The 23,386-nt window shown below is 37.5% G+C and carries 24 protein-coding genes; 3 read left to right on the forward strand and 21 right to left on the reverse strand.

The features are described 5' to 3' along the window. Positions 1-235: 235 nt before the first annotated feature. The gene (locus tag VIK44_RS04180) at positions 236-1,603 is read left to right on the forward strand and encodes a PhoH family protein (protein WP_331552588.1); all 1,368 of its coding nucleotides are present in this window, start codon (positions 236-238) and stop codon (positions 1,601-1,603) included. A gap of 94 nt (positions 1,604-1,697) precedes the next feature. On the opposite strand, the gene nuoB is transcribed toward VIK44_RS04180, so the two are convergent. Genes nuoB through VIK44_RS04215 form a run of 7 tightly spaced genes read right to left on the reverse strand, consistent with a single transcriptional unit; the run spans position 1,698 to position 9,805 of the window. Beyond that, positions 1,698-2,486, reverse strand: coding sequence for an NADH-quinone oxidoreductase subunit NuoB (nuoB, locus tag VIK44_RS04185; protein WP_331552589.1), 789 nt, complete (start codon positions 2,484-2,486; stop codon positions 1,698-1,700). A gap of 11 nt (positions 2,487-2,497) precedes the next feature. Continuing rightward, a complete protein-coding gene (locus tag VIK44_RS04190; protein WP_331552590.1) occupies positions 2,498-4,078 on the reverse strand; it encodes an NADH-quinone oxidoreductase subunit C in 1,581 nt (526 codons plus the stop codon). A 7-nt stretch (positions 4,079-4,085) separates the two neighbouring features. Further along, a complete protein-coding gene (locus VIK44_RS04195; RefSeq protein WP_331552591.1) occupies positions 4,086-5,558 on the reverse strand; it encodes a hydrogenase 4 subunit F in 1,473 nt (490 codons plus the stop codon). A 4-nt stretch (positions 5,559-5,562) separates the two neighbouring features. Beyond that, positions 5,563-6,219, reverse strand: coding sequence for an NADH-quinone oxidoreductase subunit K (locus VIK44_RS04200; RefSeq protein WP_331552592.1), 657 nt, complete (start codon positions 6,217-6,219; stop codon positions 5,563-5,565). A 2-nt stretch (positions 6,220-6,221) separates the two neighbouring features. Then, positions 6,222-7,169, reverse strand: a complete 948-nt coding sequence (locus VIK44_RS04205; protein ID WP_331552593.1) for a respiratory chain complex I subunit 1 family protein — start codon at positions 7,167-7,169, stop codon at positions 6,222-6,224. A 14-nt stretch (positions 7,170-7,183) separates the two neighbouring features. Beyond that, positions 7,184-9,244, reverse strand: a complete 2,061-nt coding sequence (gene hyfB / locus VIK44_RS04210) for a hydrogenase 4 subunit B (protein ID WP_331552594.1) — start codon at positions 9,242-9,244, stop codon at positions 7,184-7,186. Positions 9,245-9,256: 12 nt separating this feature from the next. Next, the gene (locus tag VIK44_RS04215) at positions 9,257-9,805 is read right to left on the reverse strand and encodes a TetR/AcrR family transcriptional regulator (protein ID WP_331552595.1); all 549 of its coding nucleotides are present in this window, start codon (positions 9,803-9,805) and stop codon (positions 9,257-9,259) included. A gap of 714 nt (positions 9,806-10,519) precedes the next feature. Between VIK44_RS04215 and VIK44_RS04220 the strand changes: the two genes are divergently transcribed. Further along, positions 10,520-11,083 (forward strand): acetate uptake transporter, encoded by a 564-nt coding sequence (locus VIK44_RS04220; RefSeq protein ID WP_331552596.1) that lies wholly within the window; start codon positions 10,520-10,522, stop codon positions 11,081-11,083. Positions 11,084-11,625: 542 nt separating this feature from the next. Then, on the forward strand, positions 11,626-12,273 hold the full coding sequence (locus VIK44_RS04225; protein WP_331552597.1) for a glutamine amidotransferase: 648 nt from the start codon (positions 11,626-11,628) through the stop codon (positions 12,271-12,273). Between the two features lie 93 nt (positions 12,274-12,366). Here the strand turns inward: VIK44_RS04225 and VIK44_RS04230 are convergent, their stop codons facing one another. From VIK44_RS04230 to VIK44_RS04295, 14 genes are all read right to left on the reverse strand, one after another. Then, entirely contained in the window at positions 12,367-13,122 is a 756-nt protein-coding gene (locus VIK44_RS04230; protein WP_331552598.1) for a GGDEF domain-containing protein, read from the reverse strand. Between the two features lie 71 nt (positions 13,123-13,193). After that, complete coding sequence (locus tag VIK44_RS04235; protein WP_331552599.1) at positions 13,194-14,051, reverse strand: YitT family protein; 858 nt, start codon at positions 14,049-14,051, stop codon at positions 13,194-13,196. A gap of 38 nt (positions 14,052-14,089) precedes the next feature. Continuing rightward, complete coding sequence (gene cax, locus VIK44_RS04240; protein ID WP_331552600.1) at positions 14,090-15,133, reverse strand: calcium/proton exchanger; 1,044 nt, start codon at positions 15,131-15,133, stop codon at positions 14,090-14,092. Positions 15,134-15,488: 355 nt separating this feature from the next. Then, positions 15,489-15,710, reverse strand: a complete 222-nt coding sequence (locus VIK44_RS04245; RefSeq protein ID WP_331552601.1) for a hypothetical protein — start codon at positions 15,708-15,710, stop codon at positions 15,489-15,491. 125 nt (positions 15,711-15,835) lie between these two features. Then, complete coding sequence (gene rlmD / locus VIK44_RS04250; RefSeq protein ID WP_331552602.1) at positions 15,836-17,188, reverse strand: 23S rRNA (uracil(1939)-C(5))-methyltransferase RlmD; 1,353 nt, start codon at positions 17,186-17,188, stop codon at positions 15,836-15,838. A 185-nt stretch (positions 17,189-17,373) separates the two neighbouring features. Further along, positions 17,374-17,694: a thioredoxin gene (gene trxA, locus VIK44_RS04255; protein WP_331552603.1), complete on the reverse strand. Its 321-nt coding sequence runs from the start codon at positions 17,692-17,694 to the stop codon at positions 17,374-17,376. 22 nt (positions 17,695-17,716) lie between these two features. After that, positions 17,717-18,286, reverse strand: a complete 570-nt coding sequence (locus VIK44_RS04260; protein WP_331552604.1) for a flavodoxin family protein — start codon at positions 18,284-18,286, stop codon at positions 17,717-17,719. Positions 18,287-18,431: 145 nt separating this feature from the next. Continuing rightward, a complete protein-coding gene (gene rd / locus VIK44_RS04265) occupies positions 18,432-18,593 on the reverse strand; it encodes a rubredoxin (RefSeq protein ID WP_331552605.1) in 162 nt (53 codons plus the stop codon). 178 nt (positions 18,594-18,771) lie between these two features. After that, positions 18,772-18,939, reverse strand: coding sequence for a DUF362 domain-containing protein (locus VIK44_RS04270; RefSeq protein ID WP_331552606.1), 168 nt, complete (start codon positions 18,937-18,939; stop codon positions 18,772-18,774). Positions 18,940-19,007: 68 nt separating this feature from the next. Beyond that, the gene (locus tag VIK44_RS04275) at positions 19,008-19,847 is read right to left on the reverse strand and encodes a stage 0 sporulation family protein (RefSeq protein ID WP_331552607.1); all 840 of its coding nucleotides are present in this window, start codon (positions 19,845-19,847) and stop codon (positions 19,008-19,010) included. Beyond that, complete coding sequence (gene holB, locus VIK44_RS04280) at positions 19,847-20,839, reverse strand: DNA polymerase III subunit delta' (RefSeq protein ID WP_331552608.1); 993 nt, start codon at positions 20,837-20,839, stop codon at positions 19,847-19,849. Before holB ends, VIK44_RS04275 begins: the two co-directional genes overlap by 1 nt. Positions 20,840-20,858: 19 nt before the next feature. After that, a complete protein-coding gene (locus VIK44_RS04285) occupies positions 20,859-21,152 on the reverse strand; it encodes a hypothetical protein (protein WP_331552609.1) in 294 nt (97 codons plus the stop codon). Beyond that, positions 21,145-21,837 (reverse strand): thymidylate kinase, encoded by a 693-nt coding sequence (locus VIK44_RS04290; RefSeq protein WP_333783795.1) that lies wholly within the window; start codon positions 21,835-21,837, stop codon positions 21,145-21,147. The genes VIK44_RS04285 and VIK44_RS04290 overlap by 8 nt, the downstream gene beginning before the upstream one ends. Next, a complete protein-coding gene (locus VIK44_RS04295) occupies positions 21,830-23,275 on the reverse strand; it encodes an aminotransferase class I/II-fold pyridoxal phosphate-dependent enzyme (RefSeq protein WP_331552611.1) in 1,446 nt (481 codons plus the stop codon). The genes VIK44_RS04290 and VIK44_RS04295 overlap by 8 nt, the downstream gene beginning before the upstream one ends. Positions 23,276-23,386: the final 111 nt, after the last annotated feature.

Below are 23,386 nucleotides of genomic sequence, written 5' to 3' on the forward strand. Positions count from 1 at the left end.
TTTTTTACACTCTCTTTATCGATAACTGACTCTAATTCTATCCACAAGTGATCTCGTTGTCAATATTATTAATTTTGAACTCGTTATTCTGTATTCTTTTGCCCTTTTATGCTAACTCAAGTATTTATGAAAATATACTTGAGTAAATTTAACATGCAGCCAACATTTCATTTCCTTTTTTATGGTAAAGTTAAAATGGAACAAAAAACATAAAACAGACTTTATGGAGGTTTTTATGCAAAAAACGTATGTTCTTGATACTAATGTGTTAATCCAGTCTCCTTACGCATTGTTGTCCTTTGAAGACAACAAAATCGTACTTCCAATAGCTGTATTGGAAGATCTGGACAAACTTAAAAACGATGATGGTGAACGTGGTGCCAATGCAAGGCAATCGATTCGATTTTTAGAGGGTTTAAGACAAATCGGGAATTTATTTGAGGGTGTACCGCTTGAAACAGGTGGCATCATTAAAATTGAAGCAAATTTTGCCTCAGTTGAACTTCCCTACGGCTTTAAAAATGATACCAATGATAATCGGATCTTGAAAGTATGCAAAGGTCTGATCAATCAAGACGAACCGGTTATTCTTGTTACTAAAGACATCATTGTACGGCTCAAAGCTCAAATGCTTACTATTCCAACCGAGGATTTTACCGCTGAACAGTCCCCTGTATTTAAAGAACAGTATACCGGTAGAATGGAAGTCTATGCTCCAGATGCAATAATGGATGAATTCAAAAAAAAAGGAATTTTACCTGAAGAACTCTATGTGATGGACGGTAGAAATAAATGTGATATATCACCCGAAAACAATCAATTTTTTATCATACATTCAGAATCAAAGGAAAAGAAAACATTGCTTGGCCGGTTTGACGGGAAAAAAATCGTAGCCTTAAAAAGCTCAAATCAGGAACCATTTGGCGTGAAACCTAAAAACGTCGGCCAGCGTTTTTTGCAGGAAGCTTTAATGCAGGATGCAAAAACAGCGCCCCTGGTCATTGTCAAAGGCCCTGCCGGAACGGCAAAAACTTTTTATTCTTTGGCGGCAGGGTTGGATCAGACTCTGGACCCGGATTTAAGAAGCTATCGTAAAATTTTAATTACCCGTCCAAACGTGCAGTTTGATGATGATATTGGCTTCTTGCCTGGGAGCGAACAGGAAAAGATTGCCCCGTTATTACGCCCCATCATTGACAATTTAGAGGTTTTAATGGACCGCAGCGATAAATCGCGATTTCAAAATGAGGTTGAAGCCCATCGCAAAATCGAAGAACTTTTTGAACATGGCGTCATTGCTGCAGAAGCGATGAACTTTATCAGAGGGCGTTCGATTACCCATACCTATTTAATTATCGATGAAGCCCAGAACCTTACTCCAAAACAGGTTAAAGGCATAATCACCCGGGTCGGTAAAGGCACAAAGGTTGTTTTGCTTGGAGATCCCCAGCAGATAGACCATCCTCTTTTGGACGAGAAAACAAACGGCTTAAGCTACGCTTCTGAAAAAATGAAAGGAAGCCCTTTGTGTTTCCAGCTGACCATGTTCGTGGATGAATGCCTGCGTTCTGCATTGGCGCTGGATGCCACACAAAGAATGTAAAATTAAAAAATAAGTTAAGCATAATAACAGCCCGGCAACTCATGACCTAAGTCGTGAGTTGCCGGGCTGATTTTTTATTCAAAATATTACTTGGTTAAACTCTGTCCAGGGCTTTTAATATACCGTAAATTATGGCCTGGGGCCTTGGCGGACAGCCGGGGATATAGACGTCAACTGGAACAATGCAGTCAATGCCGTTGCCTGTGGCATAGGTATCTTTAAATATTCCCCCGCTGCAGGCGCAGGCGCCGACCGCAACCACAAGCTTTGGATCAGGGGTTGCGTTGTATGTCTTAACCAGTGCCCGTTGCATATTTCTTGTTCCTGTACCTGTAACCAACAGCATATCTGCATGCCTTGGCGATGCTACAAAATTAATTCCCAATCGTTCAATATCGTTAAACGGGTTGCTCAAAGCGTTGATTTCACTGTCACAGCCGTTGCAGGACCCTGCATCCACCTCTCTTATATGAAGACTTCTTCCGAAGGTCTTCCTAATATTTGTCCTTAGCTCACTGCACACTAATTCGTATGATTGATCTAAAAACCGGCTTTCTTCAATGATGATTGGACTCTTCCTGAGGTCGTTTCTATTTTTTTGCGCAAGTTCAAACTTTGATGTCATTTGTGCTGCCCCAACCGGGCAAACTTCTTCACATAAACTACAGAATACACAGTCATCATAATTGATGCCAATGTCTTTTGCTTCTTTATCCAACACAATGGCATTTGAAGGGCAACGTTTCACACACTCCCCACATCGAGTACATTTTTCTAAATCAATTTCTGGTTTGCCTATAAACGGAATTGATTTAAGAGGATATTTGGGATAATTTTGTGTCAGTCTTGGGTACTTTAGTATTTTCTTGATTATTTTAAACATTTTGTCCTCCTTTATAAATCATTTCCAGCATATGACAAATTAAAACTCTTATTAATAAGGGGAAAATCAGGTACAATATTGCCCTTTACGGCATGGCACAATGCCGGCCAGTTGCAAAATGATGGTGTTCTTATTTTGTACCGGAACAGTGTGTTATTTTCGCCTGTCATCACCCAGTGGATGTTTTCTCCTCTTGGTGACTCTGTGATACCAAAAGCGAACTGGTAAGGCTCTACCCGGTGAATAGGCTCAATAACACTGCCTTTTGGCATTATTTCAATGGCTTGCAGTATTAAATCAATGGCTTGATAACACTCTTCTATTTTTACATTGATTCTGCAGTTAACATCCCCATTGTTATGCTTTGGTATTTTAAATTCAAGTTGCCTGTAAGCCGCATTTGAAAAAGATTTCCGAACATCATAACAAATTCCGGATCCCCGTGCCGCAGGTCCTACAGCATTTAGATCGGTGGCAATTTTTTTACTCAGTATTCCGGTGTTTTCGACTCTGTCAATGAACAGCGTGTTTGATTTGATGATTTCAACCGTGTCCTTAAACTCCGTTCTTATTCTTTTCAGATCTTCGATGAGTTTCAGTTCCTTGCCGGCAATAAAATCTTTTTTTACTCCGCCAGGTTTGTTCACACTTCTTAAAAACCGCATACCGCAGAGTTCATCTGCAATTAAATAAGCCCAGCCTTTCATCATTCTAAATTGATAGGCAGCAAAGCCATAGGCCACATCCGTGCATATTCCTCCTAGGTCTCCCAGGTGGTTTGTCAGCCGTTCAAGCTCCGCAAAAATAACCCGGGTAAATTCGGCTCTTTCCGGAATTTTGATCTTTGCAATCTTTTCAATGGCCTGACAATAGGCAACTGAGTTTGTAAAGCTTTCATCCCCGGATATGCGCTCAGACACATACAAACACTTTTCAATGCTCTGTCCCTCGCACATTTTTTCAATGCCCTTGTGTACAAAATATAATTGTGCTTCAAGATTAATGATGGGTTCACCTGCAACACTGAATCTGAAATGCCCGGGTTCTATAATACCTGCATGAACCGGACCTACCGGAATCTCATAAACACCTTCACTGAGCACTTTAGCAAAATTTATTGTTTCTCTGGCTAAATCGGGCTTGTGTTTCAAATCAAAGGATTTACGCATGGGAAATGCCTCATCCGGCCAGTTGCCGTGAAACACCAGTCTTTTTGGATTGGGATGTCCTACCGGAGTCAGCCCAAATAAATCCTTGATTTCACGCTCATAACGTGCCGCTGCATGAACCTCTCCGGTGATTGATTTAAAGGTCATTTTTGCCGGGTCAATTAAGGTTTTAATAGTTAAAAACAGCCCTCTTTCTCTGTCCGCAAAGACATAATAGATTGCAAAATTCTCGCCTAAGCCGGTTTCGTCATTGGCAAACATTAAAACCAGAGGGTAACCCATTTCACTATTAATATAGTTGGAAACTTCCAATATTTTAGAAGGGTTAATCGTGATATAAAGTTCATTAGAGTTGCAAGTCAACCTTTTAATAATATCATCAGAAAAGATTTCCATTAGTTTTATATTTATTTCAGTGTCCATTAAAAGTTTATCCTCCAATAATTATTTTTACAGCATTATCAATGAGCTCTCTCAACTCATTTGGTATATAAAGACCCGTAGCTGTTATAATCACTAAAAGTCCAACAATCACAAAAACTCCCGGAATATTTAATTCACCCGGGCTTGTATCCTTTGGAATATCATTGCCATAAAACATTTTAAACATGGTTAGAACAATTCCTGTAAAAATGATTGCCAGAAGAAGAATTAAAAGTATTCCAACGAAAAAATTATTTTCCTGGAAAATCGATGATATCACCACTAATTCGCTGGCGAAAACACTAAAGGGCGGTGTTCCTCCGATGGCAAATAATCCAAGCAGAAATACCGTTCCTGTCACAGGGAGCAATTTAAACATTCCTTTTATTTTCGGGATTTCTTTTGTATGGTATTTTTGCAGTATGTTCCCAGTCGACAAAAACAGCATTGATTTTGTAAATGAGTGATTGATCATATGGAGCAATCCTCCGAAAATGGATAGCGGGGTAAAAAATCCTATTGCAATGGCAATAATTCCCATATGTTCTATACTCGAATAGGCAAGCAGTCTTTTGTAGTCATTTTGGGTGAAAATAAATATTGCGGCAGTGACAACAGACAAAACCCCGATGGTGATCATAATTCTGCCAACAAAGACACTGCTACCAAAGCTATGGTTGATAATGGCGACGATTCGAATAATGCCGTACATTGAGCCGTTTAACAAAACCCCCGACATCAGTGTGCTGATGGGTGAAGGCGCCTGACTGTGTGCATCCGGAAGCCATGTGTGCATGGGTGCCAGCCCTGCTTTCGTTCCAAAGCCGATTAAAATAAATATAAAAGCCAATCTTAATGTTGGACCTTTTAAATCAGTTGCATTGTTAAATAATGCTGTCCAGTCCAAAAACTGGGAGCTTTCTAAAACGCCAATGGATGAAAGCTGCAAAAATATGATGCCCAGCAGTGCTATGGCAATTCCCACAGAACAGATAATTACATATTTCCAAGCGGCTTCAATGGCGTCCTTCCCATTATAAAAACCCACAAGAAATGCAGAAGCCAGTGTGGTGGCTTCAATGGCTACCCACATAATTCCGATATTTTTAACGGTCAATGCAAGTAACATGGTAAAGATGAAAGAGTACATCAGCATATAGTAAATTCGAAGTCTGCCTTCATCAAGCTTCTCATGCTTTAATTCTTCTTCCAGATAACCAATGGAATAAACGCTTGTCATAAAACCAATAATGACGACGATATCCAGTACGATAATACTCAAAGAGTCAATATAAAAAAAACCACCTAAAGCAGAATATTCAACTGTCCCAAAAAGCATAACGTCCCGGGTCAAAACTGCCGCGGCCAGCATCAGGATAATTGAAGCAGTTACGCTGATTGCATGTTGGTAGTGCTTTCTCTTTAAAAGAAAAAATAGCACAACTGCAATGACTGGTACTGCCAGTAATACAAATCCCATTATTTTATCCTCTCAAATCTCTAATTTTATTTGTGTCAGTAGATCCGAACGTTTCATCGATTCGAAACACCATGATACCCATGATGATGACTGCAACCAATATGTCGATTAATATGCCGATGTCTACGATAAATGGCATTCCCTGAGTGGCAAACAAAGCTGTGACAAAAATCCCATTTTCAATCACCAGAAATCCGATGATTTGACCGATTGCTTTTTTTCTGCTGATCATAAAAAACAAACCGATTAAAATAAGTGAAATTGAATTCACAACTTGGGTATTGATTGTTCCCGAGTTTATTCCGGTAGTCGTTGAAATTGAAAAATAGGAAAATACCACAATAAAACAACAGCCGACAATGAGTATCGGTATATTAAGAAAAAAATCCTTTTCAACCTTATACTCAACTTTTTCATACGTTTTATTTAAAAGAAAAGGTATATATATGACTTTAACGGCTATTACAACCAAACAAACCACTAGGATATCAATATTTCCCTCTTTATAGAAATTGTCTATTCCCATGATTCCTGTTAACAGGGCAATCAGGATTGACTGAAATCTGAAGGTATTAATATAGGATTTGATTCTTTTATTTCCCATCAGAATAAAAGCTGATGTTAAGATTAAAACTGATAATGCATCAAGATAATTCGACATTTTTATCCTCCAAAAACAAAATATTGTAAAAATCCGATAAAACATAAGATAAACGACAGCGCCGCAAGATTTGGAATGCTGAAAAGCCTGAGTTTGACGGTACTGACCTCGGCTATGGCAATGAGTATTGATGCCAGAACAACTTTTATCAAATAAATCAGCAGTGAAATTCCAACAGCACCAAATCCTGTCAGACCGATGATCTGATCGTGAGGAATGAAAATATTAACCAGCAAGGTAATAAATACCAATTGCTTAATGGCCGCGCCAAGCTCCATTAATGCCAAACTTCTTCCTGAATATTCAAGGACCATGGCTTCATGGACCATGGTCAACTCAAGATGTGTTCCTGGATCATCCACAGGGATTCTCGAGGTTTCTGCAATAATGATAATAAACAGTGCACAGAAAGCCATGATATAAACAGGATGAATTAAAGGATTATTCACATCCTGCATAAAAATCATAATCTGATAAACAGCAGTTGATTTAGCAATGAGCCCAACTGTTATTAATGAAACCAGTATTGACGGCTCGATGAGTGATGAAATCATCGCCTCACGGCTGGCACCCATGCCTCCGAATGTACTGCCGGTATCCAAAGCTGCAAGCATCATAAAAAATCTGCCCAGGGCGAATATGTAGACTAACATAATGATGTCTCCCGGATACCACACCGGTTTAATCAGCGTCGTAACCGGAACCATAAGGGCTGCGGCGACTGCTGTGGAAAATACAATGTAAGGGGTCACCCTGAATATCCATGAAGATACATCCGATACAACCGCAGTTTTCCCAAACATTTTAAACAAATCAAAATACATTTGTAAAAGAGGTCCGCCCTTTCTTTTTTGGGTTAATGCCTTGACTTTTTTTATAATACCATTGACTAATGGTGCAACCAGAATAATAACGAATATTTGAACAATTATATATGTAGCCTCAATCATTACTGAATCTCCTTCTATGCAAGCCTGTTATAAAGCATTAATGCTAAAACAGCTATGAAAATGTATATCAGGTAAGCATGAACACTTCCTGTCTGTACCAAATATATTATCTTCGATGAAAAGTTTCTTACCAACCGCAACACCGGATCATAAAAATACTTTTCGAAAATCGGTTCTGTCCATACTTTATATTTAATTGAGGTTGGAAAGTAAGAAGAAACCCCTTCCTCTATTTCAACTTTTCTTCCGGGTCGGTATAAAATACTAAAAACAATTCTCAGGGGCTTTGAAAATCCAGTGGCGGTATACTGCATCCTTGAATTAAGTCCATCAAAGCCGCAATCCCAGGTTCCGACTTTTCTTTCAACATATTTTCCGCCGATTAATCGTGTAATCAGAAGCGCCGCCAGAATGACAACTGCTAAAGCAATCAATATTTCTACCGGAGTAATACTGTTTCCTGAGACAAGCAATGGCGAATAAGCGTTTAAAAATCCGACCTGAAGGTTTCCCATGATTGATGACCCGATCAGACTGAAAACAACTTTATCAACGATATTAATGAAAAAGGCAGGGAAAAGACCGATTGCAAGACAAAACCCGGCAAGTATTCCCATTCCGATATTCATTGTAACTGGAACTTCTTTCGCATTTAATGCGTGATCACTTCTTGGCAGCCCTAAAAAAGAAATACCAAAGAGCTTAACAAAACATGCTGCCGCCAAAGCGCCTGACAACCCAAGGGCAGCGATTGATAGGATCGATAGAATATTAAGTCCTCCTGAAACCGAACCGATATTCAAAAACAGTGATTGATAAGTGAGCCATTCACTTACAAATCCATTAAAAGGAACAATTGCAGATATTGCCAGAGAAAAGCACAATACCATAACCGCTGTGATTGGCATCTTTTTAATCAATCCACCCAGTTTATCAATATCTTTTGTATGAGTGGCGTATTGTATGGACCCGGCCCCAAGAAATAAACCTCCTTTGAACAGGGTATGGTTAAAGGTATGCAAAAGTGCTGCAACCAAAGCCAGTCCACCTAAAAATTCATTGTTCTGAGCAAATGCTATAAAGGATACGCCTAATCCAATCAGGATAATTCCAATATTTTCAACACTGTGAAAGGCCAGAAGCTTTTTAATATTATGCTCCATTAATGCATAAGCAACCCCAAGAACCGCGGAAATAATACCGATACATAATATAACAACCCCCCACCAAACATCCTGTATCTGCAAATAACAAAATATAAAACGTATCATTCCATAAATTGCTGTTTTAATCATGATCCCGGACATTAAGGCAGACACATTGCTGGGTGCCGCCGGATGTGCATAGGGCAACCAGATATGAAGTGGAACCACTCCGGCTTTTGTACCAAATCCAATCAGGAAAAAAACAAACATCAGATTCTTTGCAAATTCGGGTATGGCAGCTGAACTTCCAAATATATCAAAGGATTTTGTATAACTGAACATTATCATAAAACCGATTAATAAAAATGCCGTACCCAGATGCGTCATAATTATATAAAGCTTACCGGCTCTTTGATTTTCTTCGTGCTCCGACTCGAAAATAACTAAAAAATATGAAATTAAAGACATTGCCTCCCAGGCAATATAGAAAAATATCGCATTTCCGGAGATCATGACGAAGAGCATTGACAAAATAAAGGTTGAATATAGAAAATTAAAGAATCCCACATTTCTTTTGCCATAGTAATGGGAATTATAGCCAATCGAATATAGTGACACGCATATAACAAGAACCGACAGGCAAAGTACAAAGAAAGCGGAAAGGTTATCAATTTTTAGTTCCATTGATATGAGTGGAATTGTGGATTGAAGCATGGGAATATCTGTTTGTGCTGTACCTGAAAAAATTTTGATTATTGAAGCGATAGCTCCAAATAAAGCTGCAACCATACATATGATATTTGAAGCGATATTACACAATTTATGTTGCTTCATTAAAATAAGAGATACAACAGCAGCAATGAGATAAAGTAAAATAGCAACCAGAAACAAACTGTTTTGTTCGCCAATTTTTTGAATGATGAGTAACATTTTCTGACCTCCTTAACTGATGCCGTTCCAAAAATTTTGCCATAGTCCATCGTAATTTATTGTTAAATCCTCTGATTCATAAATCATTGTGATTGATACCAACCCATGAATCATAGCAAGAAATGAGTATAGGACTGTTCCCGGATCCTGAGGTTTTATGATGCCCGTTTCCATATTTGATTTAATTAAGTCTTTTATTATTTCATACCGATGTTCAGAGAGCTTATTTATTTTCTGGATAAGTGTCGTTTCAAAGGCTGCTGGCGGAAACAATAATAGTCTTTTCCAAAAATATCGCTTTGTTTTAGACTTATTATAATAATTTAATATCATATAGAAGGTACTTTTTAAATCACGGCTTTGCTCATCAATCTCAAAAAAGTATTCATAAATTTCCTGGTCAATGACTTCATAAAGTAAAACTTCTTTGCTTGCAAAATGAGCATAAATAGAAGCTTTTTTTATCCCAACTTCATTTGCTAGTTCAGTTAATGAAAATTCATTCCCTTTTTCAGAGAACAATCTGAATGCCGAGTTCATAATCTTTTTCTTTGTTTCCAAGGATAAAACCTCTCTTTCAGGTTGCCTACCTATCGTAAGGTAGCAATATTTATCATATCCCAAATTTTTTTTTTGTCAAGCAATATTATTGAAAATATGGGTTTCAAATGATTGCAACTAAGGGTTGTATTGCCTTGACCTTTTTATATAAATGATTAACACTCAGCAACTTTCATCGCTGTTGAACTTTCACCTCTTTGTAATTCCTGCCAATTTATTACCAATTGGTTGATCTGCTGGTTTTAATCTATTTTAATCCAAAGCATTTCCATTAAGGTTTTTCTGCTTCCAAAGATTTTAAAGCAATCCCTCAATTTTTGTCAATCAGTTGATCAACAACTTGTTCAACTGATTGAATTTAGAGCAGTTACAATTGTTTATATTGCTCGTTTTCAGCGATACAAGGACTTTATCGCATTCAGCAAATCCTTGTCAAGGTGTTGTCAATTGGTTGATAAATCGCTTAAGTGCTTTTCCTGGAAGATCTGTTAGCTCTTTCATAGTAAATGACTATCATCCATGTTTATCACCTCTGCTCATCGCCTTTTTTTATCCCGCTGGGGCTTTTTTTTGTTACATTGAATTTAGTCTATGAGAGCATCTTTTTCTTATAGTAAATTTATTAAATAGTTATTGATTTTTGGACAGAAAGATGATATCCTATGCCGAGTGGATTTTTTAACAAATAAATCATGAAAGGATGTTACTGAAAAAATGTCAACACAAACAACACAATCAAACATCGCTAATCCGGGGCCTCTTGGTCTTTTAGGATTTGGTATGACAACCGTTTTACTGAATTTACACAATGCCGGCTTCATTCCTCTTTCAATCGTTATTATTTCAATGGGCTTTGCCGTAGGTGGCGCTGCTCAAATAATTGCAGGGATTATGGAATTCAAGAAAGGCAACACCTTTGCCGCAACTGCATTCACTGCTTATGGATTCTTTTGGTGGTCATTAATCTTAATCTGGATTAATCCATTTTCTGGAATAAATGCTGTGGATCCTATGAGCCTGGGATATTACTTAGCACTTTGGTGCATATTCACCGGATTTATGTTCATTGCAACTCTAAAGCATAACCGCGCTACTCAGGTAGTATTCGGTACCCTGACTATTCTATTCCTACTTCTTGCTCTGGCTAACTTCACAGGTATCGAATCTTTACATACCCTTGCCGGATATGTTGGAATCGTTTGTGGTCTTTCAGCTATTTACAATGCAATGGGACAGATTATCAATGCAGAGTATGGAAAAACAATTATGCCGTTATAAGTCTTCATCCTCAGTTATACCGCAATAATTTTATATTTACATTAATAAAATCAGGACTGCTACAAGGAAATGCTCCTTGCAACAGTCCTTTTTCTTTCCAACTATTCCCAAACCAATCAATCGGTAACAGTGGCAGTTTTAAATGAAAATCAATACCGGAAAATCGCTAATTTCCGCATTTTCTATTTTCAATAGTTTTTCAATTTCTTGTCAATTTTCTTGTCAACTGATTGATCCACAAATGGTATAGCCCCCTATATAATGCCTTTCCAGTCAATCAATCACTCTATTATATTTTGTCAATCCCTTGCCAAGCCATTGATTGATAGCTTGAGTATTAGCTTGTATGGTACCTGCAAACTCTTTAAACTTCAATCCCGGTTTTCCAACCTCTCCCTTTCATTCATATCATTTTTTCAGTTGACTGCTAAGTCTTTTTATTAAATAGTTTGACTTTCTTTAACTTTTGGATTATAATTATTTATATCATATCGGTTTAATATGATATAAATAATTATATATAGAATTAGCGAGGTATTTTTATGGGCAAGTTACTTATTATTAAAACAGGGGTTTCCAATAAATCAGTGATTAAAAAATGCGGTGATTGTGATGTTCGCATTGCAAGCTGTGCAGGAATTCCCTATGAAGATGTAAAAGTTATCTCAGTCTATGAAAATATAAGACCTGTTCTCAAGGAAGATATCTCATCGATCATTATTACCGGTTCACCATCAATGGTCACCGACTCTGAACCCTGGAGTGTCGCTACATCACAGTGGCTCAAAAACGTTATTCAGAAGAATATACCAATCCTGGGAATCTGCTTTGGACATCAGCTTTTAGCTCATACCCTAGGTGGAACCGTAAACTATCACGCATTAGGCGAAGAACAAGGGGAAGTTGAAATTCAGCTTACTAAAGAAGGAAAAAACGACCCCTTGCTCAGTGTATTGCCATCTACGTTTTCTGCATATGCATCTCATTCCCAAACGGTAACAAAATTACCCAAAAATGCCTGTGTTCTTGCAAAAAATGATTTCGAGTCTTTTCATGCTATTTCTTTTGGTGAAAAAGTCTGGGGCGTGCAGTTTCATCCGGAATGCATAAATGACTCCATCTGTGGCTCAAATCAACATAATCCCAATGGAGTGGCTTTATTACGGCGGTTTTACGAACTTGCCGGGTAAGGAATTTGCATCTAAATTATTTATGAAAAAGAGAGCTATACAAACCTGAAAACTGGTTTCGTATAGCTCTCTTTTTTTTCTCAATAAATTTATTCAGAAGTCATTGGATGTTTTTTTTTTATCTCTGTACATCCTAGTATCGGCGGCCTTAAATAAATCATCGAAACTTTGGCCATCTTTGGGAAAAGAAGAATAACCGATACTGACACCACTATTATATTGTGGATAAAGCTTTAAAACTTTCATTTTAATATTATCAATGATTGTCTCAACTTCCTGTAATTCCTGATCCTTCAATAATATTATAAACTCATCTCCGCCAAATCTTGAAATATTACCATGATCTCTGATGGAATCAACCATTATTTGAGATGAATTAATTATAAATTGATCACCTTCTATGTGCCCTAAGTTATCATTAATTAATTTAGTGCCATCGAGGTCACATACTATAATAGAGAATGACTTCATATTTTTTATCACTTTATCAAACACTTTCAGAAAACCATTTCTATTCAATACTCCTGTTAGGGAATCTGTAGAAGCCATTTTTTCAAGCTCATCGATGATTTTTTTAGTGAAATCCATCCATAGTATTATCCCAATAATATATAATATTGAGCCCAACGTAAAACATAATTTTATAATTACATAAATATAGGCAATACATGCATTACTTGCAATCATATCTGAAAATGTAGCAACAACTAATAGGAATAAACCACAAATCATGATAATAAAAATATATGATTTATCCTTTTTATATCGGGTTGCGTAAAGAAGTTTAAACGTATAAATAAGCAGAAGGGAAACAAAAAGAAAAACAAGTATTTTTCTTAACTCTGGCATTATTCTTTCTCCTATAACTGTACTAAAAAAACATTTGAGGACCTGGAGCTTTTCCAAAGCAATCCGTAATGCTAATGTATTGCTCGCTTTTTTTGTTTTCCGCCCATCACATCAAAGACATCATTGATGGTGAGAAATGCATTTTCATCAATTTCATATACGATCGCTTTCAATTTGGCAATCTCCAGGCGTGTAATCACTGAGTATATGATGGTTTTAGGCTCTTTAGAAAACCCTCCCTTACCCTCAAGAAAGGTTACACCCCTTCCTAATCGGGCCAATATTGCCTCTGCAATCTCATAGGAATTATCCGAGACAATAATAGCCGCTTTCTCCTCGTTTAAACCTTCAATGGTCACATCAATAACTTTAAAAGCAATAAAATAGGCAAGAAGTGAATACATTGCCCTGTCCCATCCAAAAACAAGTCCTGCACTACTTAGGATAAATAAATTAAAGAACATAACAATCTCGCCGACGGAAAATGATGTGCGTTTATTAAAAACAATGGCCACCATTTCAGTTCCATCAAGTGAACCACTGTTACGTATGATTAAACCTACGCCAATTCCTAAAACAATCCCTCCAAATACTGCTGCAAGGAGGATATCATTGGTAAGTCCAGGTATGGGATGAAAAACTGACACCCAGAATGATAACGATATTATAGCAAATAATGAAGAAAAAACAAATGTCTTCCCAATCTGCTTATATCCAAAAATAAGAAACGGAAGATTCAAAACAATAATATACACACTGAGAGGAACTCCGGTGAGATAGCTCGCAATGATTGAAATTCCAATAACACCTCCGTCAATGATATTATTGGGAACAAGAAATATTTCCAAACCTACTGCTGCAATGATTGAACCAATAAAAAGGAAAATATATCTGATTACTTCTCTTTTAACACGATTTATCCGAGTCATACATTTTTCTCCTTTTCAGTTTTTCTTTCACTTCTTAATTATAACACAAAAAATGAAACGGCCATAATCAAATAGACTGCAAGAAGCTGAACACCTTCCAGCCAATTGGATTCACCATCACTGGCTACCCTGTTGGCAATGAAAACCGCAAATAATAACGCGACCAATTCAAACTCATTGAATACAATGCTCATGGGAGTAAATATTAAACTGAGAAATATGAGGACCGGTGTCACAAAAAGGATGATCTGCAAGCTTGAACCAATAGCAATTTCAACGGCGACATCCATTTTATTTTTATATGCCATAACAATAGCGGTACTATGCTCTGCTGCATTTCCAATAATCGGTACTAAAATAATACCCACGAAAAATTCACTCAGCCCAACCGCCTGGGTCATGGGTTCAACCGCACTTACAAATAACTCACTTTCTATACCAATGAGTACCGTTGCTCCCACTAATACAGTTATTGCTTTTTTAAGAGACCATTTTGATACCGCGTCTTCATCATGTTCCACAAAATATATATCCTTGTGGGTATAGAACGAAAAGTATAAACTTAAAAGGTAAATACTGAACATAATTACTGCAACAATAACACTTAATCCCTCATACCGTGTATTGAGAAGATCTGATGCAACAGTATGTGTGAAAATTGCTGGGACCGTTAATCCAATGACTGCAAATAATAACATACTTGAAGAAACTTCAATGGATTTTTTATTAAAAGACTGTGATTTATATTTGATTCCTCCAACGAGCATGCTGAGACCTAACACCATGAGAATATTGCCGATGACCGAACCGGCAAGAGACGCCTTGACGACCTCAAACAGTCCTGCTTTTAACGCAAAAAAAGCAATAATCAGCTCTGTTGCATTCCCAAAGGTTGCATTGAGAAATCCTCCGATCCTTGGCCCGGAATAGAAGGCTATTTCTTCTGTTGCTTCCCCCATTAATCCTGCCAACGGAATAATCGCCAAAGCCGCAAGAACAAACATTAATGTCGGAGAAAGATGTAGAAATTCTCCTATGATACTTATTGGAACAAAAATCAGTAAATATCTAAGTATTTTCATTTTAAGCTCACATTTCCCTCATCTATTTTTCTTTCCTGATACCTTGACACCCATAAAAGAATACCATAAATCGTAAAAAAAAACAAATATATCAATTTTAATGACAAAGCCATTTTTGTTCAAAAAATGAAGGCAATGTTTTTCTAAGTTTTTAAACTGTAAAACGTCGCTTAAATCAATATGGATCCTTCCCGCTGCTGAAGTCAGAAATTTATAATCAGATTCATTTCTCGCCGATGAGAACAATATTATCCATACTTGCATCCTTGATTATCTCAGTTCTGTAAAACAGGCATAAAAATAGCCCATACCGTTTGGTAGAGGCTTATTTTTTTTCGGTTTTTAACAATGCGTTCTATTCTTTGTCTACCAATACTTCAGCAAGGATTTCGAAGAGAAACCCTTTTGAGGATGCTAATGATTCATTGTATGCGAACATGACTAATTTATGATTATCAATTAGCCCGTTACTGTCAGCATAAGGTTTCAGTCGTTGAAGAAAATAATCTTCTGTGATTTCGTCATCAAATTTCTTTTGAACATTGTTGAAGATATCGATCAATTCTTGTTTTGTCATTGATTTTACCACTTTTCAAATTATTTCAACCAGACAAAGTTGATAATCTAATTATAAGAGCATGGGCAAAAAGAAACAAGAGTAATTTAAAATTTTCATGCTCTATCCCTATAAAATCAATATGCCTATCTTTTCTCCATCAATACAACGGTCTCCACATGCCCGGTATGAGGAAACATATCCACACACTGTACTTTTTTAACTACATAACCGGCTGCAACAAAATATGGCAGATCCCGGGCTAAAGAACTGGCTTTACAGGACACGTATACAAACAGCTTAGGTTTAAAATCCAAAATTTTAAAAATCGCTTTGGGATGAATGCCGTTTCGGGGGGGATCCAATATGATCACATCGGCTTTGTATGAGAGGTTTTCCACCTCCACCATTACATCCCCGGCAATGAAGCTGCAATTTGAGAGCCCGTTTTTCTCCGCATTAGCTTTGGCAGCCATAACCGCTTCCGGTACTAATTCAATTCCTACTACTTTTTGTGCCAACGGGGCTAGAACCTGGGCAATGGTTCCGGTTCCGCAATACAGATCATAGATAACCTCATTTTGACCTTGTCCGACAAAGTCCCGAATAACCGAATACAGTTTTTCAGCGCCTAATGTGTTGGTTTGGAAAAATGAAAAACTGGAAATCTCAAAGGTTAATCCTAAAATTTTGTCTTCGATCTTATCCTCTCCATAGAGGATTGTTGAGGTTTCGGCTTTAACCACATCTGCAACCCCATCATTTTTGGTATGAAGAATACCTCGAATCTGACCTTCTAACGGCAGATCCATGAGTATTTTAACAAAAACCGATTCATCCAGTTCCCCTTGGGTTGTTGTGGCAAGGTTCAATAAAATATCTCCGGTATATTTGCCCTTACGCACGACTAAATGTCTTAAAAATCCGATGTGGCTTCGTTTGTGAAAATAAGTTAGCCCACTTTCTGAAAAAAATTTCGATACAGCCTTTTGGATGAGATTAAAGTCATTATCCGTTATCCTGCAATCGTCTGTTTTGACAATATTATAAAAGCTCCCTTGTTCATGAAGTCCCAACATTAACGGGCCATCCTTTGCATTATCACCAAAAGAAAATTCCATTTTATTGCGGTATCCAAATACTTCAGGGCTCGGGGTAATGCCTTCATACTCAAAATCTGCAATTACTGCTTCTTCCAAAAGTGTCAGCACATAATTTTCTTTGAGTTTTAATTGCTCAACATAGGGCAGATTTTGATAAGTGCATCCTCCACACTTAGAAAAAACATTACAAAGCGCTTCAATTTCATTGGGCGCCTTTTCTAAAACTTCTACAATCTGACCTTCATATTTTTTTCGATTCTTTTTCATGCGTACCAATACCTGTTGGCCTGGCAGACCATTTTTTATTACTATTTTCTTTTCACCGGCCATTCCCCATGATTTTCCAGGAAAAACAATGCCTTCTATCTTTAATTCAATGTCTTCGTTTTTATACATTTTATTCTCCTTTTGAGATCTTCTATAAATCATTTAACCTGCTCTTTTTACAATCGAGAATAGCTCTCAATAATTTGCTAAATCATTATAACATGTAAGCCTCTTATTTTAATTAGCTAACGGTTAAACTGCAAAAAAAAAAGATCATCTCATTTATTGAGATGATCTTTTAAATAAAATACTGACTATCCAGCATAGTAATTTAATTTTTCAATTAATACACCCTTTGATTGAAGGCCTACAATGGATTCTACAACTTCGCCATTTTTAAAGATCTTCATGTTCGGTACACTCATAACCTTATATTCCTGGGCTAGAGCCTGGTTTTGATCAATATCAACCTTATAAATCTGAACCTTATCCTTAAGTTCTTCCCCAACTTCTATTAATATAGGCGCCAGAGCTTTACAGGGGCCGCACCATGTCGCGAAAAAATCCACCAATACAACACCTTTATTCTTTAATACAAGATTACCAAATTCTTTTGCATCAATTATCTTTGCCATAATCGTTTCTCCTTTTCTGTTTTTATTTGCTTATTGCTAATTCGTTGACTATTTTTCCAAGATCTTTCAGAGCTTTCAATGATGCCTTATTTTCCATGGTTCCCACTTCATCGGTGTGGGAAAACTGAACAAAGCCAATTTCGGTACAATTAAGAGCTTTCTTATACCATTCCAATGTATTATCAACCCCCTGAAATTGCCGTGGATAGTGTTTTGCACCCCCAAGAGCAATGACAACCACTTTCTTTTCTTTGACAATTGAACGATCCTTTAGATTATAAATCATTTGAGTTCGATCAATGATAGACTTAATCTTGGAAGGGAAAGCACTGAAATACACAGGGCTTGCAATCACCAGTAAATCACAGTTTATAAATTTGTCATAGATCTCTGTCATATCATCATCTTTAATGATACATTCTCCCTGATGCGGTATGCAATAATCATCAGCCCTGCACGGCTGTACGTTTATTTTATTAACATTATAGATATTTACCTCATGATTTCCCTGGATTTCGTTTAAAAAAAAGTCCAAGGCTTTTTGAGTATTGTGTCCAGTCCGATGACTTCCCATAATAGCACAAATTTCCATAGTGATTATCCTTTCATGTATGATAATACTCATATTATACCCGAACCAAACGAAATAAAACAGTCTCAAATATTTTTATGAGCTATAAATACCATAAAAAAAAAGAGCCTTGGCTCTTTTTGCTGATCATTTTTTTTAATGGATTTTAGTCTTCTGGCGAGAAGTCATCTTTGGAAACGCCACATTCTGGGCAAACCCAATCTTCTTTAATGTCTTTAAACGCGGTTCCTGCTGCTACGCCATTATCTGGATCTCCGGTGGCTGGATCATACACATAACCACAAATATCACATACATATTTTTGCATTTTCTTCCTCCATTTGATATTATAACAATATCAACTTTCTTTATTTTATGTCTTTTAAATACCCGAATTTTTGACATTCTACCACACTTAAGAAAACTTTTAACTATTATTTTTACCTTAAAACGCCAAAGACACCTTTTGTTTAATCCAAAAGGTGTCCTTTTTTGATTGCTGCTAATTACTCAGCCGCAATTGCTTCTACTGGACATTCATCCGCACATGCGCCGCAGTCGGTACATTTAGCTGGATCAATTACGTAGATGTCGCCTTCAGAAATTGCTTCTACTGGACATACATCCTCGCAAGATCCACAAGCTATACATTCGTCTGAAATTTTATAAGCCATTGAAAAACCCTCCTTTTAACATTAAGAACATTCTTATTATATCCTTTTTAATTCTAAAATCAAGATGATTATTTATCTTTTTTTATTTTTTCGAATTTTTTTACTTCAATTTCCTCTAACTTATACTTCATAACCTCAGTTTCATCTTTATTTATCTGTATTTTGACGAAAACGGTTTCCTCCAGAATGCTGAGTTTAAAGACCTCTCCCTCACCATCTGCGGTAATAACACGTTGTCCCACTTTAGGAAGCCTTTTTGATACCTCTTCATAAAATTCCTGTTCATAGGTCAGACAACATAACAGACGACCACAAATACCTGAAATCTTAGTCGAATTTAAGGAAAGATTCTGTTCCTTTGCCATTTTAATTGAAACCGGTGTAAACTCCCCTAACCATTGGGCACAACAAGTGGTTCGACCACAAACTCCGAGACCCTTAAAAAGCTTTGCTTCATCCCGGACGCCGATTTGTCTTAACTCAATACGAACTTTGAAAATTGATGCTAAATCTTTAACTAACTCGCGAAAGTCTACCCGTCCCTCAGCAGTAAAATAAAAAATCGCCTTTTTATGATCGAAGGTATACTCCACATCAACAAGCTTCATTTCAAGCTTGTGCTTCTGTGCTTTCGAAATGAAAATTTCCTTCGCTTCGGATTCTCTTGATTTAAGTTTCTCAAAATCTTTTGTATCCTTTTCAGTTGCCTTACGGATAACCGGCTTTACCGGTGCCACAATCTCTTCTTCGCCCACTTCCCGGGCTTCCAGAGCAATCTGTCCGTATTCAATTCCCCTGACGGTTTCAACAATCACTGGATCAAATTGTTTTAATTCAAATTCCATCGGATCGAAGTAATATATTTTTCCAACTTTTTTAAATCGTACGCCGACGACTGATTTTCCCATTAGTTGTATCCTTTCTGAGTTTCCATTATTTTAATAAAAACCTTTTCCCACTGTAGTCTTAAACTAACATTATATTGTAAAGTCATCATCATATCAAACAAAGTTTTCAGGATGACCTGATTCTTTTCATAATTCAGTATTTTTAAGTAGGCAATATGAGCTTTGTCTGGTTGCACCGCTCCGGGTAATTCAAGACTTTGGAGAAGGAGCCCTACCTCATAAAACCACTGAATTAAAAAAACCAGGATTTCTTCACTGGTGGCTTTATCTTTTGATAAGGTATCTGCCAATGAAAATACTTTAAGCTCATCACCTTTTAGAAGACTGTATAAATCCCTTAAGCAATGTTTTCTTTCATTTTGAATCTCACTGTTTTCCAAAAGATAAATCCCCATCCCAGGAGAACCTCCAGCTTGATGTAGCACCCCTTGAATGGATTCTCGGTCATATTCAGTTTCTTCTTTAAGGATCTCAGCCACCAGGTCGTTATCCAGAGGATGAAAATAATAACTCTGACATCGGGAACGAATGGTGGTCAAAATGGACTGGGGATGACTGGTTAATAGAATGAAAAGATTATAGCTTAACGGCTCTTCAAGCGATTTGAGTAAGCTATTTTGGGCTTCCGGTGTCATATGATCAGCACCATCAATGATAACCACTCGCTGATTTCCGGTATAGGGCTTTATTGACAGTCCGCTGATCATTTCCCGAACCTGAATAATTTTAATCGTTGTTTCACCTTGTTTTGATGTAATCACCTGAACATCAGGATGATTCCCATGCTCAATTTGACTGCAAACTGAACAATGACCACAAGGCTTCTTCTCCGCACTCATGCAAAGTAGCGCCTTGGCAAATTCCAGGGCAGTTTTTTTCTTCCCTACACCATCAATACCTGAAAATAGGTAGGCGTGGCTTACCCCACCTGTGAGAATTTCCTTTTCAAGGTGCTCTGTAATGGTTTGATGTCCCTGAATTTTTTCAAGCATCTTTTTTCCCTTCCAATTTTTAATGGGATTTTTTTGGTTTGTCTTCTTCTTCCATCCAAAATTCTTCATCCAGTTCAGCGCTGAACTCCTCATAATCAATAAGCATCATGGCCTCATCATAATCACTTTCTTTCACAAAGACTTCAATATGGGCCGGAGAAAAGCTTCCCATAAAAATACTGCGAATAGGACCACCAAAACCCTTTTCCCGGGTAATGACCGGTATACCATTAGCGCTTAAATAATTCTTTAACAGGATCATATCTATATCCGAATGGGCCATTGTTAAATATGTAAATTGATTTTCAATCATCAGCTTTACGCTCCTTTTTGTTTATTTCGTTCCAAATTTCTTCATTTATATCTTCAATGCTCCTGAGTTCCCCCTGATTAATGCAGCGTATCTCAGTCCAGCAGTATTCATCGACTAATGCTAAAGCACTTTCATAGGCATCTGTTAAATGCTCCGGGCTTTTTTCATGGATGTCTTTTTCAGCTTTTCCGGTGATTTTATTAGTACGATTTTTCATTAATCTTAGGTTAATCTCAGGTGGAATATTTAAAAAGAAAACCCTGTCCGGTATGGGTAGCCCAAATAGATTGAATTCATAATCCCATAGCCAGGTCAAAAATCGTTTGCGCTCAATGGGATCCTTTATTTTTCCAGCCTGGTGGACCATATTAGATGTGGTATATCGGTCAGCTAAAACAATTCCGCCATCATTTAAGAATTCTTCATAATCTTCTTTGAACGATGCATACCGATCGGCAGTATAAAAAGTGGATGCAATGTAAGGGCTGACATCCCCGGGATTCTCTCCAAAAGCACCACTGAGATATAATTTTACCATAGCCGAGGACGCCTTGTCATATCGGGGGTAGGAAAGCAGCATCACTTTTTGTCCATTATCAATTAATCGCTTGTAAAGAAGTTCGGTTTGGGTTTGTTTTCCACTCCCATCCACCCCTTCGATAACAATGAGTTTTCCTTTATGCATCATTTATGACTCCTTTTTCCTCGAGCAGTAAGAGTTCCCGGTTTTTGTTGATACCAACTATTATAATCCCATTATCCATGAGATGGCTTAAACCTGCAATCATTTCTTTATTAATTCGACTCCCCGGAAGCAGTACCGGAATTCCCGGTGGGTAGGGGATAATAAAATCCCCTGCTAATCGCCCATTGGCTTCTGCCAACGGGCATTTCTCTTTTTCATCATAAATTCCTTTCCATAAAGGAACTTCAGTTTTTAATGCTCCGGCTATCAATTTTTCTGTTGGTAAATCGGGACTTGCAATAATAGCATGATCCTTTAATTCCCCTGACAATATTTTTTTATTTAAATCGTCGATGGCCCCGGTTAATGCATCTATATCGGACTGGGTAGTTCCAATGCCTGTCATGGCCAACACATGATCATTGCCTGAAAGTTCACATTGAATACGATAGGTTTTTAAAAGAATCTCTTCTATCAGGTCTCCTGAAATTCCCCGGGTATGAAATAGCCATTTACTCTGATCATAACCGCTGTCTGAGTCATGCCCTTTGTAAAGAGAAATCGGGGCGTTCGGACTTTGATTTTTGGAAAAATCCTCATGGGCATCGATTATTATTTTAAATATTTCTGTCCCTTTTTCACAAGCCTGATCCACCGCTTCTTCCACTGAAATCATCAGTGGATAACTGGGAGATGAACTTTGGAGCAAGGAAAGAAAGAACTTCACCTGTTGGCGATTGATCCGACTTCCCTGGAAGTGAATTAATGAGCTCTGTGTTAAAGATCCCAAAATTTTATGAGTACTTTGAATGCTCACGTCTGCTTCAGCGGCAATGGCATCCAGAGGAAGTTCTTTATTAAAATGCAAATGAGCCCCATGGGCTTCATCCACAATGAGAAATTTTCCCAGGCCATGCAGGAACTCTCCAATAGCTTTAACATCACTGGTTGTCCCATAATAGGTAGGGTTGGTCAATATCATTCCACGGCTCTGTGGGTATTTTATAATGGCTTCCTTTACACTATCCAAAGACACTTCTTTTGCGAAGCCCATAACTTCATCAAATTCAGGCGTGATAAACACCCCTTTAATTCGCCCCAGCGCCAGGGCTCCAAAAACAGATCGGTGACAATTGGCTGACACAATCAGCTGCTCCCCCGGAGAACAGGCTCCTAAAATCGCACTCTGGATGCCGGTGGTTGAGCCATTCACAAGAATAGCTGTTTCTTCACTTCCATAAACCTTTGCGCATTTCTCCTGAACCTCTGCAATGACCCCTTTAGGATCGTGAAGATTGTCTGCTCCGGGTATTTCTGTGGTGTCATAGGTGAAAATATCAAAGTCATTTCCAGAGCCTTTATGCCCGGGCATATGAAAACGAAAATGATTGTTTTTATTCAAATGATCTAATTGTTTTTTTAAAATACTTTTCTTCATCCTTCTATTTTAACACAAAGGATCTTTCTTAATTATAGAAATTTGTCTTTTATCTTGATCAAAGGTATTATATAATGATGGAGCACTTTAGCAAAAGAAGGAGAAATAAAA

It is taken from the genome of Acetobacterium sp., assembly GCF_036508315.1.
In the GTDB taxonomy this organism is placed as follows: domain Bacteria; phylum Bacillota; class Clostridia; order Eubacteriales; family Eubacteriaceae; genus Acetobacterium.